Origin of the sequence: Sphingorhabdus pulchriflava, from assembly GCF_003367235.1 — a bacterium.
Classification (GTDB): Bacteria; Pseudomonadota; Alphaproteobacteria; order Sphingomonadales; family Sphingomonadaceae; genus Sphingorhabdus_B; species Sphingorhabdus_B pulchriflava.
Genome location: NZ_QRGP01000001.1, coordinates 953,606 through 971,102, shown reverse-complemented (window position 1 = coordinate 971,102; position 17,497 = coordinate 953,606). Strand labels below are relative to the sequence as shown.

Sequence of the window (17,497 nt, the reverse complement as noted above, 5' to 3'; positions counted from 1 at the left end):
GATTAACCCTCGGCCTTTTCTTCGCTGGCTTCTTCAGCAGCAGGTGCTTCGTCTGCGACAGGCGCAGCTTCTTCGGCAGGTGCGGCTTCTTCAGCGGCAACTTCTTCAGCAGGCGCTGCTTCTTCAGCAACAGCTTCTTCAACCGCCGGTGCAGCGGCTGCAGCAGCGGCAGCTTCTTCGGCTTCCGCCAGCTTTGCAGCCTTGTCTTCAGCACGATCCTTGGCTTTCTGGCCAGGCTCACCCTTCTTGGCGTTTACCTTGGCCGAACGCTCCTTGACGCCAGCTGCGTCGAGAAAGCGGGCAACGCGGTCCGAAGGCTGCGCACCAGCGGCCAGCCAATGCTTTGCGCGGTCGGCGTCAAGAACGATGCGAGCTGCATCATCCTTGGCGAGCAGCGGGTTGTAGCTGCCGATACGTTCAATGAACTTGCCGTCGCGCGGTGCACGCGCATCTGCAACGACGATTTTGTAATAGGGGCGCTTCTTCGAACCGCCGCGCGACAAACGCATAGCCAATGCCATAAGATTTACCTTTACCTTTCTGATTCAATTTCTTGTATTAAAATGAAAAACTACTTCTTTTTGCCCAGTAAGTTGGCAAGGTCAGGCGGCAATCCACCTGTCCCGCCACCGGGCATTCCCGGCAAACTGCCAAAGCCGCCACCCAATCCCTTGGGCATCGATCCCGGCGGAAGGCCGTGCATCCCTTCCATCGTCGCACCCAGATCGCCGCCCGACTTGCCGAACAGCGCGGCCAAGCCTTTCAACCCGCCCATTTTCTTGATGCGCTTCATCGCACTTTCCATCTCCTGATGCATTTTCAGGAGGCGGTTGACGTCTTGCACCGTGGTACCCGAACCATTGGCGACACGGATCTTGCGCTTCGCATTAAGAAGAGCGGGCTTTTCACGCTCTTTCAGTGTCATCGAGCCGATGATTGCATCCATGCGCAGCAGCAGTTTGTCTTCCATGCCGCCGGCCTGCATCGCCGCCTTAGCCTTTTTCATGCCCGGCATCATGCCCGCGAGCGCACCAAGGCCACCCATCTTTGTCATCTGGCGCAGCTGGGCGCGCAAATCGTTCAGATCGAACTGGCCTTTCGCCATTTTGGCGGCAAGCTTTTCGGATTCTTCCTGGTCGACAACTTGCGCCGCACGTTCGACCAGGCCGACAACGTCGCCCATGCCCAGAATACGGCCGGCAACCCGTTCGGGGTAAAACGCCTCAATCGCGTCAAGTTTTTCGCCAACACCAGCGAATTTGATCGGCTTGCCGGTAACCGCGCGCATCGACAATGCCGCGCCACCGCGCGCATCGCCATCCATACGTGTCAGGACTACACCCGTAAGGTCGACCTGTTCGCTGAAATTCTGGGCAACATTGACGGCATCCTGACCGGTCAGCGAGTCGACAACCAGCAAGATTTCTTGCGGCGTGGCGGTATTTGCGACCGCCTTCATCTCGTCCATCAACTGCTGGTCGACATGTAAGCGACCCGCAGTATCGAGCATCAACACGTCAAAGCCCTGCAGCTTCGCCGCCTGCATCGCGCGCTTGGCAATATCCACCGGCTGCTGACCGGCGACAATAGGCAAAGTCGCGACATCGACCTGCGTGCCGAGCGTCGCCAACTGCTCCTGCGCTGCCGGACGATTGACGTCCAATGACGCCATCAATACCTTTTTGCGTTCTTTCTCTTTGAGAAGTTTTGCAATTTTTGCAGTCGTGGTGGTTTTGCCCGAACCCTGCAAGCCGACCATCATGATGATCGCAGGCGGGGCAACAGCCAAATTCAACTCGCTCGCATCCGAGCCCAGCATTTCGACAAGCGCATCATTGACGATCTTGACGACCTGCTGACCGGGCGTAACCGATTTAAGCACCGACTGACCAACAGCCTTTTCGGTGACTTTCTCGACAAATTCACGAGCAACCGGGAGCGCAACGTCGGCTTCGAGCAAGGCCACGCGCACTTCGCGCATTGCCTCTCGAACGTCATTTTCGTTCAGAGCACCACGACCGCGCAGGCGATCGAAAACGCCTCCCAACCGGTCGCTCAGCTTATCGAACATCGAACTTCCTTCACCATATGCACCACACGAACAAAACGCCGGTGGGCGAAACCTCGCCAACCAGCGTGTGATGTTCATGCACATCGATAAAACGGAGCATTGCCCCGAACGGCGGTGCCTATATGGTGAATTCTGCAGGAATGCAAGTGGCATCAATAGCAAGCGGTGCTGCCACTATAACCTTAGATTAACCTAATCTTGACCTTTCCCGCTGATAAACACCGACGCAACAGGGACATGGCCGGAATGCGCGTCGAGCAAAATATCACTGCGGATGCCCAATCAGACGATTTGGGCGTAAGGCTTCGCAAAACATCACCGCTTACCACGCTATTGATAGCAGGGGCGCTTGGCCTTTTTGTGGTTCTTGGCGGGACTGTGGGGTCACAATTTGTCAGACATTATCTTGGTCAAGGCGCAACGACCGACCAAACGATGGCCTCCGCGCTTCTTCTCAACATTGCTCTCATTCTCTTGATCTGGCGCCGGACGACCGTGCTTAGCAATGAAGTCGACGTCTATCGCCAAGCGGAAGTGCGCGCCAAGCATCTGGCCATAACAGATCCGCTGACCAACCTGTTCAACCGCAGAGCGGTCAAAGAAAAGACTGCAGAACTGTCGACGCGGGCATCACGGCGCGGAAAATCTGCAGCCTTCCTCATGATCGACCTCGACGGGTTCAAGAAAATCAATGATTTATACGGTCATGATAGCGGCGATCAGTTGCTGCGCGAAGTGGCCGATCGAATGCGCGATACGGTGCCGCCGTCAAGTGTGCTTTCGCGCTTGGGTGGCGATGAATTCGGCATATGCATGGTATTTGAACCAGAATTTCCTGAAACCGTTGACCGCGTTGCCGAAGACCTGATTGAAATTCTGGCCCGACCGATCACCATTGGCGACACTGACCATAGCATCACGGCATCCATCGGTATTGCCCGTCCGGAAATGGACTGTGACTCAATCGATATGTTGATCCGCCGTGCAGACATCGCGCTCTACGCGGCAAAGAAAAACGGACGCAACGGCTTCTGCTGGTTCGAAAACGGTATGGAAGTAGAACTGCGCACGCGCAATTCGCTGGAAGCCGACATCCGGGCCGCCATCCCTAACGATGAATTCGTTCCATATTTCGAGCAACAAATTGACCTGCGGACCGGCGAGCTGGCCGGCTTCGAAATGCTGGCGCGTTGGGTTTCGCCGCTGCGCGGGCTGATTTCGCCAGACGAGTTCATCCCTGTCGCCGAAGATACCGGAATGATAGGCGACCTGTCGCTCAGCATCATTCGCAAAGCGATGTTGGAAGCCAAAGGTTGGGATCCCAAACTTACGATTTCGGTCAACATCTCGCCTGTGCAGTTGAAAGATCCCTGGCTGGCTCAGAAGATCGTCAAACTGCTCGTCGAAACCGGATTCCCTGCAAGTCGGCTCGAAGTGGAAATCACCGAAAGCTCACTTTTCAAAAACCTCAGCCTTGCCCAATCAATTGTAGGCAGCTTGAAAAATCAGGGCATAAAAATCGCTCTCGATGACTTCGGCACAGGCTACAGCTCTTTGTCGCATCTGCGTGCGCTGCCGTTCGACCGCATTAAAATTGACCGTAGCTTTGTTTCGACCATGCTCGAAAATTCGGAAAGTGCGGCAATTGTAAGTGCTATTGCCGGGCTGGGCTCAAGCCTCTCCGTACCGATTACAGCTGAAGGCATCGAGCAGCAGGACATCATCGACAAGCTTCGCGAACTGGGCTGCACAAAGGGGCAAGGCTGGTTTTACGGGCAGCCAATGTCGATCGACAACGTTCGCAAGATGCTGGCAGAACGCAATATGCTGATCGTGAAAAAATCGGCGAACATTGCGGAACGCGCTGAAGCAACCAGTGCCGTGCAGGAATTCCGCAACGATAGCCGGGCGATCGGCTAGGGCTAAGGCTGTTTTGCTGGACAGTGCCTAAGCCGCTGTCCTAATGCGCCGCTATGACGGTGACGTCCTTTCATAAAATGCATGGCCTCGGCAATGACTTTGTCATTATCGATGCGCGACTTGCTGCTGTCGAAATGACGGCACCGCGCGCGCATGCAATCGCCGACCGGCGAACCGGTATCGGCTGCGATCAGCTTATCCTGCTCGAACCCTCTAACACCGCCGATGTCCGCATGCGGATATTCAATGCCGATGGGGGTGAAGTAGAAGCCTGCGGTAACGCGACACGCTGTGTCGCTACTTTGCTCGGTACGCCGGCACAGATTGAAACCAAGGGCGGCATTCTCGAGACCCGACCGCAGGACAATAGCGCGACAGTGTTTCTAAATCCGCCCGCTTTCGAGTGGGAATTCATCCCGCTCGCTATGCCGATGGATACGATGGACATGCCGGTGGGCTGGGAAACGCTCGAACGACCAATGGCGGTCAATGTCGGCAATCCGCATGTCATTTTCTTTGTGCCGGATACCGACTCAGTTGATCTCGAGCGGCTTGGGCCGATTATCGAGACAGACCCTTTGTTTCCCGAAAAGATCAACGTCAATGTGGCGACCATCGTTGATTCGCAAAACATTCGGCTGCGCGTGTGGGAGCGCGGCGTCGGGCTAACGCTGGCTTGCGGTACAGGCGCCTGTGCCACCGCCGTTGCCGCGATCCGAAGTGGGCAGGCAGCTTCACCAGTTACGATCCATTTGCCCGGCGGCGAACTGCGCATCGGCTGGCAGGAAGGCGGCCCAATCGAGATGGAGGGTCCGTCGACCCATGTCTTCACGGGCCAGGCCGACTGGAGCGCATTCGGTTGAGCAGCCTCGAAATCATTACAATGGGCTGTCGGCTAAACTTGGCTGAAAGCCATGCGCTTGCCGAGCAGCTGGGTGACGAACCTAATCTGGTCATCGTCAACAGCTGTGCGGTGACCAACGAGGCTGTGCGCCAGACCAGGCAAGCCATTAGGCAGGCCCGTAAGCGCCGCCCCGATGCGCGCATAATCGTCACCGGCTGCGCAGCGCAAATCGAACCGCAGACCTTCGAGGCGATGGCAGAGGCCGATGCGGTCATCGGCAACATCGAGAAAAAATCCCCTGCCCTGTTTGCTATCGACGGCCCGAAGGTGCGCGTCAGCGACATCATGGCGGTGCACCAGACCGCACCGCACCTTGCCACAGCCTTTTCCGGCAACACCCGCGCCTTTGTCGAGGTACAAACCGGCTGCGATCATCGCTGCACATTCTGCATCATCCCCTACGGTCGCGGGAACAGCCGCTCGGTTCCTGCCGGACAGGTAGTCGAACATATCCAAAAGCTGGTCGACCGAGGCATCGCCGAAGTAGTGCTGACCGGTGTTGATGTTACCAGCTATGGCCACGACCTTCCTGGCCAACCCAATCTCGGGCGGCTGGTGGAGCAAATCATCAAGCTGGTTCCAGACCTTCCCCGTCTTCGCTTGTCCTCCATTGACGGGGTCGAAATCGACGAGCGTTTGTTCGATCTGATTACTGGCGAACCGCGTGTGATGCCACATGTCCATTTGAGCTTGCAGGCGGGCGACAATCTTATCCTCAAACGGATGAAGCGCCGCCATTCACGCGAACAGGCCATCGAGATCGTTGCCCGCATGAAAGCGCGGCGACCCGACATCGCGATAGGTGCCGACATCATCGCCGGTTTTCCGACCGAGGATGACGCGATGTTTGGAAACAGCCTCGCTCTGGTGGAAGATTGCGACATCGTCCACGGCCATATCTTCCCTTATTCGCCCAAGGCCGGGACGCCTGCCGCCAGAATGCCGCAAGTCAGGGCGCAAGACATCAAAGATCGCGCCCGGCGGCTGCGTGAATCCGTTGCCGCCAAGCGCGATACTTGGCTTCAGTCTCTCTCCGGCAGCGCGCAAAAAATTGTCGTCGAAGCTGGCGGCGCATCTGGCCATTCGGAAAATTTCGCTTATGTCGAACTCGACCGCAAGGTGCCCGAAGGCACCATTGTGACTGCAAAGATCGAAGGACAGGATAATGGACGGCTCCAAGGAAGGGTCGCCGGATGAGTGACAATCCCGGCTGGCGTGACAAACTGTTTGGTGGCCTCAAAAAAACGTCGAGCAAACTCAGCGAAAATCTGACCGGCCTGATTACCAAAGGCAAGCTTGATGCCGAAATGCTCGACGAGATTGAAGAGGCGCTGATCGTCACCGATCTGGGCCCGGCAACGGCTGCGCAAATTCGCGACAAGCTTGCCGCCACACGCTTCGACAAGGGCATCTACATGGCCGACCTGCGCGAGGTGGTCGAGGAAGAGCTCACACAAATTCTGACGCCCGTCGCCAAGCCGCTCGAAATCGACGCCTTCCCCCGTCCACAAGTTATCCTGGTGATTGGCGTCAACGGATCGGGCAAGACCACCACCATTGCAAAGCTGGCGCACAATTTCCTTGAGCAGGATTATGGCGTGATGCTGGCTGCGGGTGACACATTCCGCGCCGCCGCCATTGGCCAATTAAAGGTCTGGGCCGACCGTCTCGGCGTGCCCATCGTCACCGGCCCCGAAGGCGGAGATGCTGCGGGAGTCGTTTTTGATGCCGTCAAGAAGGCGACCGCAGAGGGTATCGACGTCCTGATCGTCGATACCGCAGGTCGCTTGCAGAACAAGCGCGAGTTGATGGACGAGCTTGCCAAAATTCGCCGCGTGCTCGGCCGATTGAATCCCGCTGCACCGCATGATGTGGTGCTCGTTCTCGATGCGACCACCGGGCAGAATGCGCTCAGCCAGATTGAAATCTTCAAGGAAGTTGCTGGCGTCACCGGTCTGGTGATGACCAAATTGGATGGCAGCGCGCGCGGTGGCGTATTGGTTGCTGCTGCTAAGCAGTTCGGGCTTCCAATTCACGCCATTGGCGTCGGCGAGACCATCGACGACCTCCGCCCCTTTGATGCCCGCGACCTTGCCGTCGCGATTGCAGGATCAGCATGAACGACACAGCGAACGCAAAGCCAAAGCATGGCCTGCTCAACTTCCTGCTCGATTTTGGGCCGTTGCTGCTGTTTTTCGCGGCCTCGAAACTGGGATCGTCTGATGCTGATCCCAAACAGGGCGCCATTGTCGGCACCGGCACATTCATGGTTGCCATCGTAATCGCTGTTATCGTTTCGAAGTGGAAGATCGGCAAGATTTCGCCGATGCTCAAACTTACCGCCGCGCTGGGCGTCTTTTTTGGCGCGCTGACATTGTGGTTCCACGACGAACGTTTCATCCAGCTCAAGCCAACGCTGATTTATGCATTTTTCGGCCTGCTGCTGATTGGTGGCTGGGTGCGCGGGAAGGCGCTGCTCCGTTATGTTTTGGAAGCCGCCTATGATGGTCTGGACGACAAAGGCTGGCTCAAACTCTCGCTCAACTGGGGCTTGTTCTTCGCTGCATTGGCAATCGCGAATGAAGCGATGCGCGCGACGCTCAGCTTCGATCTGTGGCTCACGCTCAAAGTCTGGGGCGTCACTATCGTGACCTTCCTCTTCGCGATGGCCAATATTCCGATGCTGCTCAAACATGGATTGAAGCTGGGCGATGAACCGCAGGTTCCGCCGCAGGGTTGATTCCTGCGCACCCTACCCCTTGTAACGCCGCCTTCGCTTGGTTAGGGTCGACCTACGATTTTAAACCAGAGCCTAAAGGGGAAGCGAAATGGCGAAGTTTTTTGGAAATCTGCACGCGGTGCTGGGCGTCGGCCTGGTCCTTGCGTTGCTTTTGATTGCAGGCGTTCCTGCCAATGGCGATTTGGAACAACAGACAATCCGTTGGCTGCATACTTTCTTTGGCATCCTCTGGATCGGGCTGCTCTATTATTTCAACTTCGTCCAGATCCCGACCATGCCCAAAATCCCGGCTGAACTGAAACCGGGTGTTTCGAAACATATCGCGCCGTCGGCCTTGTTTTTCTTCCGCTGGGGTGCGGCGCTCACTGTGCTTTTCGGCCTGATCATCGCATGGCGCGCAGGCTATCTAGTCGATGCTCTCATGCTTGCCGAAAGCCACCGCCTGATCGGCATCGGCATGTGGCTGGCGCTGATCATGGCTTTTAACGTCTGGTTTGTGATCTGGCCAGCCCAACAAAAGGCGCTCGGTCTGGTCGAGGCGGACGATGCAACCAAGGCCGCAGCCGCAACCCGTGCGATGATGTTTTCGCGCACCAACACGCTACTGTCGATCCCGATGCTCTACGCGATGATCGGTTTCAACGGCGGCTGACAGCCGACACAGAAAAATGGAAAAGGCGGCCTTTGAGCCGCCTTTTTTAACGGGAGAGAGAGATGGATTTTGATGACGTTATTTTTGGTCGCCGCAGCATAAGAGGCTATAAGCCGGACCCGGTTCCGCGCGAGCTGATCGAGGAAATCCTGACACTGGCCATGCGCGCGCCTTCGTCGATGAATACGCAGCCGTGGAATTTTTACGTCATCACCGGCGAACCGCTCGACCGTATCCGCAAGGGTAACACCGAACGCACGCTAGCTGGCGTTCCCCAGTCACGCGAATTCCGCACCGGCCAGGCATTTGAAGGCATCCATCGCGAACGACAGGTTGACGTCGCCAAGCAATTATTCGGCGCGATGGGGATCGAGCGCGACAATAAGGAAAAGCGGCAGGACTGGGTGCTGCGCGGTTTCCGCCAGTTCGATGCGCCGGTGTGTGTGATTATCACCTATGACAAGGTGCTCGACGGCAGCGATGATACCCCGTTCGATTGCGGCGCTGTGGCCACAGCACTGGTCAACGCCGCCTGGTCACGTGGGCTCGGCACAGTGATCAACAGCCAGGGCATCATGCAATCGCCTGTCGTCCGAGAACATGCGGGAATCGCAGACGATCAGGTGATCATGAAGAGCATCGCTTTGGGTTGGCCCGATATGGACTTCCCGTCGAACGCCGTTGTGCCGCCACGCAAGTCCGTGGCCGAGGCCGCAACCTTCGTAGGGTTTGACGCCTAACGCAGAGCGAGCTCTTCGCCAAAAGCGCGCGCCACAGCCGGGCGGACCAAAATCCGCTCGTGCCACGCCTTCAGCACCGGCCATTGCGCCAAATCGACGCCGGCGGGTGCCGCCCAATTGAGCGTCGTTGCCAGATAGGCATCGGCGACCGAAAACTGGTCGAGCAGATAGTGACGCCCCTCTAGATGCCGCGAGAGAAAATCATATCGAGCAGGCAGCAGCGTATCACGCGCAAAGGCCTTCGCTTCGAGTGGAGAAGCCGGATTGAACAGGAAATAGAACACCGCCTTGTGCACCTCGGTCGCGATATAATTCAGCCATTGCTGCAATTTGGCCCGTCCGATCGTTCCAGCGGCGGGTGCCATGCGATGGTCTGGATCTAGATCAGCGACATATTGCAGAATGGCTGGCCCTTCGGTCAGAATGTCGCCGTGGTCAGTGCGCAAAGCAGGAACCTGCCCCTTCGGATTGATAGCCAGATAATCAGAGCCGTCTGCAACCAGTTGCTTGTTCATCAACCCCACCTGGTGGAACTCCGCTTCCAACCCCAGCTCATACAACGTGATCCGCGTCGCCATCGAGCAGGACAAAGGTGCGAAATAGAGCTGCATGGAAAATCCTTTCGGATGGGCGGTTGATTTATCTATCGATATGCAGATAAATAATAGCCGTCAATATTTATCTGCAGCTCGGTAGGATATTATGAAAACCAAGCAAGGTCGCGGACGCCCAAAGCAAGTCGACGAGGCGGCTGTCCGTCAAGCGGTGCTCAACCAATTTTGGGACAAGGGCTATGCCGGAGCGTCGTTATCCGAGCTGTCAGAGGCCGCAGGTGTCAGTAGACCCAGTCTTTACGAATTGTTTGGCGACAAGCACGCAATGTACCTTGCATCGCTAAACGCCGTTGAGGCGCAGCTGAACGCAGCCTTGACTGCACTGTTGGCTGGCGCAGCACCCATTGCGGACGAGCTGACAGACTTTTTCGATGCGGCCATCACGCTCTATCTATCCGGTTCGATCCCGCGCGGTTGCATGATTATGTGTACTGCGCCCGCCGAAGCCAGCAGCGATGCTGCAATACGCGATGAACTCGCAACGGTCATAGACCAGATCGATGGAGCCTTTGAGCGGCGCTTTGAATGCGCACAATCCTGTGGTGAAATCTTGCCTTCGGCGTCAGCAAAACAACTGGCACATATCGCTACAGCCACTTTACAAAGCATCGCGCTGCGAGCCCGGGCTGGCACTAAGGAAACAATGCTTCGTTCAATGGCTCGCGAAACGATCCATTTTCTGACCAAAATTGACTCTGCAGGTTAGCCCATCGCGTCTGCGCACCCTTCCATCGCTGCTTTTATCGGAACCACAGAGTGCGTTCCTATATAGTGATTTCAGCGTCACTCCTGCGCAAAGAAAAGGACAAGCGATGTTCACCCTCCCCCAGCTCCCCTATGCCACAACAGCTTTCGGCGATCTGATCTCGGCTGAAACTTTCGAATATCATCATGGCAAGCACCACAAAGCCTATGTCGACAAGGCGAACAAGCTTGTGGCTGAAGACGAGGCTCTTGCGGGAAAATCGCTGGTTGAACTAATCCAAAGCGCCAAGGGCGGCTTATTCAACCAGGTCGGGCAAATCTGGAACCACAGCTTCTACTGGCTATGCTTGAGCTTCGAAGCCAAAACGCCCGGCGGTAAACTGGCCGATATGATTGCCGATCAATTCGTTTCGCACGCCGATCTGCTCGCAAAATTAAAAGAAGAAGCAACCGGCCATTTCGGCAGCGGCTGGACTGCGTTGCTACTCGACGGCGAGAAACTGCAGATCAAAAGCTATCATGATGCCGATTGCCCGGTGAAGCATGGCGATACGCCGCTGCTGATCCTCGATGTATGGGAGCATGCCTATTATATCGATTACCGCAACGACCGCGCCGCGCATATCGATGCGATTTTGAACGAGGCCATCGATTGGGATTTTGTTGCTCTCAATCTCGACGGCAAAGGTGCGGAACGCGCGGACCAAAAAGGGTAATTGCTTGAAGCCCTTACCGGCGTTAGATCCAATCCATGTCTGCAACTTATGACATAATCGGTGCTGATTACGCCAATTTGCGCAAAGCAGACCCGCGCATTGGTCGGCATATCCATGCCGCACTGGGAAATGCCAGAACTGTGCTCAATGTGGGTGCTGGTGCCGGGAATTATGAGCCGACCGACCGCGTGGTGACGGCAGTCGAACCATCCGCCGAAATGATTGCGCAACGCCCCCCGCATCTGAGGCCGGCAGTGCAGGCGAGCGCCGACAGCCTTCCCTTCGAAGACAAAAGTTTCGATGCTTCCATGGCAATTCTGACAATCCACCATTGGCCCGACAAGGCGAAGGGCTTGGCCGAGATACGCCGCGTAACCCGAGGGCCGATTGTGCTGCTTACCTTTGATCCGTCGCATCGCGGATGCTGGCTGACCGACTATCTGCCAGCGCTTGTGACACTCGATGAGGGGCAAATGCCCGGAATCGATGAATATCAAAATTGGCTAGGGCCAGTCTCTGTCTCGACCGTGCCTGTGCCGCATGATTGCTCTGACGGTTTCCTCTATGCCTATTGGAGACGACCGCGGGCGTATCTCGACCCGATCATCCGGAAGGGAATGTCCTCCTTCTGGAAAATCGAAGGGACAGAGGCAGCTTTGGAACAGCTAACGATCGATCTGAACAGCGGTGCATGGGCGGAGCAGCACGCCGACATTCTGAAACTGCAGGAACTCGATGTCGGCTACCGGTTGGTGATATCCAACGGCTGATTTTTCAGCCCAGCAGGTCGTGCTTTTTCAGGCTGTGCCGCAGCTGGTCATAACTGAGATTGAGCGCCTTGGCCGTTTGCCGCTGATTATAGCGATGCTGTGCAAGCGCCTGTTCCAGCAGCGCTTTTTCGAACGCTTCTGTGGTTGCCTTGAAATCGCCGACCTTGATCTGCGCCTCACTGATTGCCGAGAAATCGGTCGAATGGCGTGATTGGCCCGCGCCATCCTCTTGCCCACCGCCACTTTCGCTTTCGCGCGGTTGGGCGTTCGCGGCGGGAAGCGCTGTCCAGGGACTTTCAAACGGATCAAATTGGACATAATCGACCGGCTGTTCGGGCGAATTCCAGCGATACACCGCGCGTTCGACAACATTTCTGAGCTCGCGGACATTGCCTGGCCAGCTGTAATTTTCCATTGCGCGGCGTGCGACCTGACCAAAGCCCGGCCAGCTATCCCATTCAAGCTCATTCGCCATGCGACGCCCGAAATAGTCGGACAACACCTCGATATCCCCCTCACGGACACGCAAAGGCGGCAGGGTGATAACCTCGAAACTCAAACGGTCGAGAAGGTCGGCGCGGAAGCGCTCTTTCGCGACCATGTCGGGCAAGCTTTCGTTGGTCGCGCCAACGATGCGGACGTCGACGCGAATAGGCTTGGATGAGCCGATGCGCGTGACTTCGCCATATTCGACGGCGCGCAGCAGGCGCTCTTGTGCGCCCATCGAAAGCGTGCCCAGTTCATCAAGAAACAATGTGCCGCCATGCGCCTCTTCAAAGCGCCCTTCGCGTGCACGGGTGGCACCGGTAAAGGCACCTGCCTCATGCCCAAACAGTTCGGCCTCGATCAGCGTCTCAGGTAAGGCAGCGCAGTTCATTGTAACCAACGGGCCGTCCCAACGCTGCGACAGGCGATGGAGACGTTCTGCGATCAATTCCTTGCCCGTTCCGCGTTCACCAATGACAAGAATCGGACGATTCAATGAAGCAGCGCGGCTGGCGCGTTCGACCGCATCCAGAAAGGCCGAGCTTTGGCCGATGAATTGCGTGCCGCGTTCCATTCCCCACTGTTGGCATATTTCACCATCATTTGGCAAGTTTTACATGGTGCATAAGCAGATTTTGGTGTCAGTTTTGTATATTTTAGACGGATTTCCGCCATTGCCATCAAATTGGCACGCCTCCTGCTATGTCTCTGGCAAGCCGCACAAAGGCCGAAACCAAGAGGGAAGAAAATGCAAAAGCTCAACCAGACCGAAACCCAGCCGACCGGAACGATTGTCGGCGCGTCGATCTCGATGCTGCTGCTCATCGCATTCGGGCTTTCGTCCTTTGTCATTCAGCAGAAAGATGCCAGCCACCATGCAGCAGAACAGTCCAACCGGCCTGTCGGCGTTAGTGCCTATCTTGCCTGACGCTGCAAGCCGCCGACCGGGGCGCGAAAGCTCTCCCCCAGCTCCCCTACAAGAGCTTGCCCCGGTCGCCCCTTTTCGTGCAATGTTCCAGTCGACTGAACGTTTCAATATCCGGAGTTACCCAATGGGCATATTTTCCAGGACACGCGACATCATCGCCGCCAATGTCACCGACCTGCTCGACAAGTCGGAAGACCCTGCGAAGCTGATCCGCATGATCATCATGGAGATGGAAGAAACCCTTGTCGAAGTGCGCGCGTCTGCCGCACGTACAATTGCCGACAAGAAAGAGCTGCAGCGCCATATCGCCAAGCTCGACCATCTGCAGGCTGACTGGACCGAGAAAGCCCAGCTGGCTCTGTCAAAGGAACGCGAAGATCTGGCCAAGGCCGCATTGGTCGAGCGTAAGAAGGCGGTCGACATGGCCGACCAGCTTCGTTCGGAAGTAGCTGTGCTCGACGATGCCCTGAAGGCGTCAGAAGCCGACATCCACAAACTGCAGAAGAAGCTGATCGACGCCCGATCGCGTCAGAACGCGCTGATGACGCGCCTCGAAAGCGCCGAAAACCAGGTCAAGCTGCGCACCATGTATAATGGTGACAAGGTCCGCGACGCGTTCAGCCGCTTCGATGATCTCGAACGCCGGGTCGATGAGGCACAGGGCTATGCCGATGCACTTTCAATTGGTGCCGATGGCCCCAAGACGCTCGGCGAAGAGATCGACGCTTTGAACGCCATCGACGAGGTCGATGCCGAACTCGAAGCCATGAAAAAAGCAATGAAGAAGGGCTGAACCGATGGAAGATACCCTTGTACCCATTTTTGTCGTCGGGATGCTCTTCATCGGGCTGCCCTGGCTGGTGATGCACTATGTCACCCGCTGGAAAACCGCAGCAACGCTGACCAATGATGATGAACGCATGCTAGGTGACATGCACGAACTGGCACGACGCCTCGAAGACCGTCTCGACACCGTCGAACGCCTTGTCGCTGCCGACAATCCCGATTGGCATCCCCGCCGCCTCGATCATGAGAGTGAGGACTATGCCCAATTAGAAAATATCCGCCGACTGGAGAGGAAGAACTGAGATGTCTGGCATGCACACCAAATTCTATCTCGATAAGCAGAATGGCAAATGGAAGGGCGTTTGCGCAGGCATAGCGGACTATACAGGGGTCAATGTCCTCTGGGTTCGGCTGGGCGCGGTCATGCTCACATTGATGGGCGGCTTTCCCTGGACGCTGATTGCTTATTGGATCACCGCCTGGATGGCCGACAAAAAGCCGATCCACCTCTATACGGAGGATAAGGCCGAGCAGAAATTCTGGCAGGGTGTCCGCCAGTCCCCTGCCCGCACGACCCGCGACATCCGTTCGCGCTTCCGCGAAATCGACCGTCGCCTCGCTGACATGGAAACCTTTTACGTCAGCAACAACAAGCAACTCGCCGACGAAATCGAAAGCCTGCGCTAAGCGCTAGGTCGGCTTGGGAGGGATTACATGCACGAAGGCGATTTTATGGCCATCTTGTTCCTCGGAGCATTGATGGGGTCAGCAATCACGCTCACAATCCAGTGGTATGGTCGCCGCAAGGTCAAGGCAGCTCTCGCTCAAGAGGGACTGACGCCTACCCGGCAGACCGAATTGTTGGTCAACGAAAATGAAGCGATGCGCGGCCAAATGCTCCGTCTGGAAGACAGGCTTTCGGTCATGGAACGGATCGCGACCGACAGCAGCCTCAATCTGGGCCGCGAAATCGAACGCTTGCGCTGAGCTCAGCAAGGAAAGGGAAAATGGATATGGGACCCGACACGATAATCTGGATCGTTGGCCTGTGCACCGCAGGCTGGGTGATCAACAACTGGATCCGTGCCAAGCATGGCTATGCGTTGGAAGATGAATGGGGTGGGAAAACCACCAAAGAACTGCCCGAAACCGAGCGCAAAATCGGACTTTTGACCAGCGAGAATGAACAGCTTGGCGGCAAGATTAGCCGCCTGGAGGAAAGGATCGCCGTTCTGGAGCGGATCGCGACCGACAAAGGCGTGCGCCTGGCCGACGAGATCGAGAGCCTGCGCTAAAGCGCAACGAAAAGGACCAAGAAAATGGACCCGGATAAACTAGCCATACTTTCTGCAATCGGCCCGATGATCGGCATAGGAATTGTCTCAATTTCGGCCGGCTGGGTTATCACAACTTGGCTGCGTATCAAGAATGGCTATCCGCTTGATGGCGCATGGGGCCAAGCAATTTATCCCAAGACCGATCAGGAATCGATCGAACGGATCAAACTGCTAAGTCAGGAAAATGCCCAACTGCGCGCCGAACTCGGTTCAATCAAGGACCGCCTTGCGAGTGTGGAGAAAATCGTAGTCGATGATGCGCACAGGCTGACTTCTGAAATCGAAGCCCTGCGCGGCCCTACTAACTGAACCAAATAGAAAGCCACCCCGATGAGCCCCTTACTCATACCTATATTGGGCATTTGCTGCGGATTGCTCGCCATATTTGCCGGGGCAATTTTCCGCCCATGGATGAAATTGAAAGAGCGGCAGATGGAACTGGATGCCCAGAACATCGCTGAAAAAGCCGCGCAATATGCAGCCGACAAGGGACGACTTGAAGAACGGGTCGCTGTTCTCGAACGCATAGTGACGGATCAGGGCTATAGTCTCGCCAACGAAATCGAGGCACTTCGCAGCCTGCCCGCTCAGCCAACACATGAAAAGGAAGTAATCAAATGATCGGCGATCCCTTCACGATGGTCGTAGCCATCATTGCCATCATCACTATCGGCAAGATCATCCAGAGCAAGCATCAGGCGAAGTACGGCATAATCGAAGATCAGGATATGCTGGGGAACAAAACCCAGCGGCTGGCGAATAATAGCGAAACGCAAGCTTTGCAGAACGAAATCAGCGAGCTGAAAGAGCGCATTAAAGTTCTGGAACGCATCGCTACCGATAACTCAAGCGCCCTCGACGTCAGCCGCGAGATCGAAGCGCTGCGCGACCGGTAACCGAAAAGGAAGGAAGGACCATGCCACAGGACCCCAGCTTCTACCTGACTGTAAGCGCCCTCGCGCTTGCAACCGTCGGCATCATTGCTGCCGCCAGCCTGCGCGGATGGCGCGACTGGATTGAACTCAAGCGTATTGAAATGGAGAGCCAGCACCGGCTAGCGCCGGATGGCGTCCCGTCTACCGTCTCACGGATCGAGGTCGCTGACCTTAAGGAACGTGTGAAAAAGCTGGAGGCCATTGCGGCGGGCATTGATATCTAAAGGCTGACGCCATAAGCGCAGCTTCTATGACTGCATTGGCTGACATTCTAGACGAATATGAATTTTTAGATGGCGATGATCGTTATCGCCTGTTGATCGATCTGGGCAAAGCCCTGTCGCCCATGCCCGATGCGTTGAAGACTGACGCGACACTAGTGCGCGGTTGCTCGGCCAGCGTCTGGGTGTACCCGGTCACGGAAAACAACCAACTGTCATTTCTCGCCGACAGCAATGCAGCCATCACCAAAGGCATCATCGCACTTGTTCTGAAAACGGTAGAAGGAAAAACCGCTGCGGAAATCGGTGCACTAGATATCGAAGCTGTACTCGCGCCGTTCGACCTCAAAAATCAGCTAAGTTCGAATCGGACGCAGGGCATTCCCAATATGATCGCACTAATCCGGGCGACCGCTGCACGTTATTCAGGCTGAGTTTTCAGCCCTTCCATTCGCGGCGGTCTTCGGCCGCGCGCAATACATCATATGCGGCCTGTCCTGCCTGAAACGCCTTTGCGGCATCCGCATTGCCCGGGTTGACGTCGGGATGCGTTTCCTTTGCAATCCGGCGCCAGGCCTTCTTTGCATCCTCAAACGAAGCATCGCTCTCCAAACCCAGAAGTTCCAGCGCGCGCATTTCATCGCGACTGCGACTGCCGTCGCCTGGGCCCGCCCAGCCATAATGCGCAGATTCGCGGTAGCCGCTATTATCGCGGCGTTCGTCCGATTCACGTTCTGCGGCTTCTTCTGCGGTCAGACCGGCGAAATAGTCCCATCCCCTGTTATACTCGGCAGCATGATCTTCACAGAACATCCAGCGTTCAGGACTGTTAGGAGATTTTGGTGCAGGACAGTTGCCGGCACGATCGCAGCCAACCCGGTCGCACAACCTTATCGATTGCGCTTCACGTGACGAGCCATATCCGCGCCAGCGGGGAAAACCCCAATCATTCGATCTTGAAGAACGAGCCAT

The 17,497-nt window shown here is 56.3% G+C and carries 26 protein-coding genes; 21 read left to right on the top strand and 5 right to left on the bottom strand.

Annotation, left to right across the window (positions count from 1 at the left end):
* Window positions 1–2: 2 nt before the first annotated feature.
* Window positions 3–521, bottom strand: a complete 519-nt coding sequence (gene rpsP, locus DXH95_RS04955) for a 30S ribosomal protein S16 (RefSeq protein ID WP_115548301.1) — start codon at window positions 519–521, stop codon at window positions 3–5.
* Window positions 522–571: 50 nt separating this feature from the next.
* Window positions 572–2,071 carry a signal recognition particle protein gene (gene ffh / locus DXH95_RS04950; RefSeq protein ID WP_115548300.1) on the bottom strand — a complete coding sequence of 500 codons (1,500 nt, stop codon included), beginning with the start codon at window positions 2,069–2,071 and terminating at the stop codon, window positions 572–574.
* 495 nt (window positions 2,072–2,566) lie between these two features.
* Between ffh and DXH95_RS04945 the strand changes: the two genes are divergently transcribed.
* From DXH95_RS04945 to DXH95_RS04915, 7 genes are all read left to right on the top strand, one after another.
* Window positions 2,567–3,991: a putative bifunctional diguanylate cyclase/phosphodiesterase gene (locus tag DXH95_RS04945; protein WP_239016543.1), complete on the top strand. Its 1,425-nt coding sequence runs from the start codon at window positions 2,567–2,569 to the stop codon at window positions 3,989–3,991.
* Between the two features lie 53 nt (window positions 3,992–4,044).
* Window positions 4,045–4,854: a diaminopimelate epimerase gene (gene dapF, locus DXH95_RS04940; protein ID WP_115548299.1), complete on the top strand. Its 810-nt coding sequence runs from the start codon at window positions 4,045–4,047 to the stop codon at window positions 4,852–4,854.
* Window positions 4,851–6,092 (top strand): tRNA (N(6)-L-threonylcarbamoyladenosine(37)-C(2))-methylthiotransferase MtaB, encoded by a 1,242-nt coding sequence (mtaB, locus tag DXH95_RS04935; RefSeq protein WP_115548298.1) that lies wholly within the window; start codon window positions 4,851–4,853, stop codon window positions 6,090–6,092. Before dapF ends, mtaB begins: the two co-directional genes overlap by 4 nt.
* Window positions 6,089–7,015 carry a signal recognition particle-docking protein FtsY gene (gene ftsY / locus DXH95_RS04930; protein ID WP_115548297.1) on the top strand — a complete coding sequence of 309 codons (927 nt, stop codon included), beginning with the start codon at window positions 6,089–6,091 and terminating at the stop codon, window positions 7,013–7,015. The genes mtaB and ftsY overlap by 4 nt, the downstream gene beginning before the upstream one ends.
* Window positions 7,012–7,635 (top strand): inner membrane-spanning protein YciB, encoded by a 624-nt coding sequence (locus tag DXH95_RS04925; protein WP_115548296.1) that lies wholly within the window; start codon window positions 7,012–7,014, stop codon window positions 7,633–7,635. The genes ftsY and DXH95_RS04925 overlap by 4 nt, the downstream gene beginning before the upstream one ends.
* A gap of 88 nt (window positions 7,636–7,723) precedes the next feature.
* Window positions 7,724–8,287, top strand: coding sequence for a urate hydroxylase PuuD (locus tag DXH95_RS04920; protein WP_115548295.1), 564 nt, complete (start codon window positions 7,724–7,726; stop codon window positions 8,285–8,287).
* Window positions 8,288–8,349: 62 nt separating this feature from the next.
* Window positions 8,350–9,027, top strand: a complete 678-nt coding sequence (locus DXH95_RS04915) for a nitroreductase (protein WP_115548294.1) — start codon at window positions 8,350–8,352, stop codon at window positions 9,025–9,027.
* Here the strand turns inward: DXH95_RS04915 and DXH95_RS04910 are convergent.
* Complete coding sequence (locus tag DXH95_RS04910; protein ID WP_115548293.1) at window positions 9,024–9,638, bottom strand: glutathione binding-like protein; 615 nt, start codon at window positions 9,636–9,638, stop codon at window positions 9,024–9,026. The genes DXH95_RS04915 and DXH95_RS04910 overlap by 4 nt on opposite strands.
* A gap of 91 nt (window positions 9,639–9,729) precedes the next feature.
* Here DXH95_RS04910 and DXH95_RS04905 point away from each other — a divergent pair, with 91 nt between their 5' ends.
* From DXH95_RS04905 to DXH95_RS04895, 3 genes are all read left to right on the top strand, one after another.
* A complete protein-coding gene (locus DXH95_RS04905) occupies window positions 9,730–10,347 on the top strand; it encodes a TetR/AcrR family transcriptional regulator (protein ID WP_115548292.1) in 618 nt (205 codons plus the stop codon).
* A 106-nt stretch (window positions 10,348–10,453) separates the two neighbouring features.
* Window positions 10,454–11,062, top strand: a complete 609-nt coding sequence (locus DXH95_RS04900; protein WP_115548291.1) for a superoxide dismutase — start codon at window positions 10,454–10,456, stop codon at window positions 11,060–11,062.
* A 35-nt stretch (window positions 11,063–11,097) separates the two neighbouring features.
* Entirely contained in the window at window positions 11,098–11,832 is a 735-nt protein-coding gene (locus DXH95_RS04895) for a class I SAM-dependent methyltransferase (protein WP_115548290.1), read from the top strand.
* A gap of 4 nt (window positions 11,833–11,836) precedes the next feature.
* On the opposite strand, the gene pspF is transcribed toward DXH95_RS04895, so the two are convergent.
* The gene (gene pspF, locus DXH95_RS04890; RefSeq protein WP_115548289.1) at window positions 11,837–12,892 is read right to left on the bottom strand and encodes a phage shock protein operon transcriptional activator; all 1,056 of its coding nucleotides are present in this window, start codon (window positions 12,890–12,892) and stop codon (window positions 11,837–11,839) included.
* Between the two features lie 174 nt (window positions 12,893–13,066).
* Here pspF and DXH95_RS04885 point away from each other — a divergent pair, with 174 nt between their 5' ends.
* From DXH95_RS04885 to DXH95_RS04835, 11 genes are all read left to right on the top strand, one after another.
* Window positions 13,067–13,246, top strand: coding sequence for a hypothetical protein (locus DXH95_RS04885; RefSeq protein ID WP_115548288.1), 180 nt, complete (start codon window positions 13,067–13,069; stop codon window positions 13,244–13,246).
* A 124-nt stretch (window positions 13,247–13,370) separates the two neighbouring features.
* Window positions 13,371–14,039 (top strand): phage shock protein PspA, encoded by a 669-nt coding sequence (pspA, locus tag DXH95_RS04880; protein WP_115548287.1) that lies wholly within the window; start codon window positions 13,371–13,373, stop codon window positions 14,037–14,039.
* Window positions 14,040–14,043: 4 nt separating this feature from the next.
* Complete coding sequence (pspB, locus tag DXH95_RS04875; RefSeq protein ID WP_115548286.1) at window positions 14,044–14,334, top strand: envelope stress response membrane protein PspB; 291 nt, start codon at window positions 14,044–14,046, stop codon at window positions 14,332–14,334.
* A gap of 1 nt (window position 14,335) precedes the next feature.
* Window positions 14,336–14,719: an envelope stress response membrane protein PspC gene (gene pspC / locus DXH95_RS04870; protein WP_115548285.1), complete on the top strand. Its 384-nt coding sequence runs from the start codon at window positions 14,336–14,338 to the stop codon at window positions 14,717–14,719.
* 45 nt (window positions 14,720–14,764) lie between these two features.
* Window positions 14,765–15,019 carry a hypothetical protein gene (locus tag DXH95_RS04865; protein WP_115549409.1) on the top strand — a complete coding sequence of 85 codons (255 nt, stop codon included), beginning with the start codon at window positions 14,765–14,767 and terminating at the stop codon, window positions 15,017–15,019.
* A 20-nt stretch (window positions 15,020–15,039) separates the two neighbouring features.
* Window positions 15,040–15,327, top strand: coding sequence for a hypothetical protein (locus DXH95_RS04860; RefSeq protein WP_115548284.1), 288 nt, complete (start codon window positions 15,040–15,042; stop codon window positions 15,325–15,327).
* 66 nt (window positions 15,328–15,393) lie between these two features.
* Window positions 15,394–15,678 carry a hypothetical protein gene (locus DXH95_RS04855; RefSeq protein ID WP_420822284.1) on the top strand — a complete coding sequence of 95 codons (285 nt, stop codon included), beginning with the start codon at window positions 15,394–15,396 and terminating at the stop codon, window positions 15,676–15,678.
* A 21-nt stretch (window positions 15,679–15,699) separates the two neighbouring features.
* Complete coding sequence (locus DXH95_RS04850) at window positions 15,700–15,990, top strand: hypothetical protein (protein WP_115548282.1); 291 nt, start codon at window positions 15,700–15,702, stop codon at window positions 15,988–15,990.
* Window positions 15,987–16,265 carry a hypothetical protein gene (locus DXH95_RS04845; RefSeq protein ID WP_115548281.1) on the top strand — a complete coding sequence of 93 codons (279 nt, stop codon included), beginning with the start codon at window positions 15,987–15,989 and terminating at the stop codon, window positions 16,263–16,265. The genes DXH95_RS04850 and DXH95_RS04845 overlap by 4 nt, the downstream gene beginning before the upstream one ends.
* A 20-nt stretch (window positions 16,266–16,285) precedes the next feature.
* Window positions 16,286–16,528, top strand: a complete 243-nt coding sequence (locus DXH95_RS04840; protein ID WP_115548280.1) for a hypothetical protein — start codon at window positions 16,286–16,288, stop codon at window positions 16,526–16,528.
* A gap of 26 nt (window positions 16,529–16,554) precedes the next feature.
* Window positions 16,555–16,959 carry a SufE family protein gene (locus tag DXH95_RS04835; RefSeq protein WP_115548279.1) on the top strand — a complete coding sequence of 135 codons (405 nt, stop codon included), beginning with the start codon at window positions 16,555–16,557 and terminating at the stop codon, window positions 16,957–16,959.
* Window positions 16,960–16,963: 4 nt separating this feature from the next.
* Here DXH95_RS04835 and DXH95_RS04830 read toward each other — a convergent pair whose 3' ends face one another.
* On the bottom strand, window positions 16,964–17,497 hold the full coding sequence (locus DXH95_RS04830) for a J domain-containing protein (protein ID WP_115548278.1): 534 nt from the start codon (window positions 17,495–17,497) through the stop codon (window positions 16,964–16,966).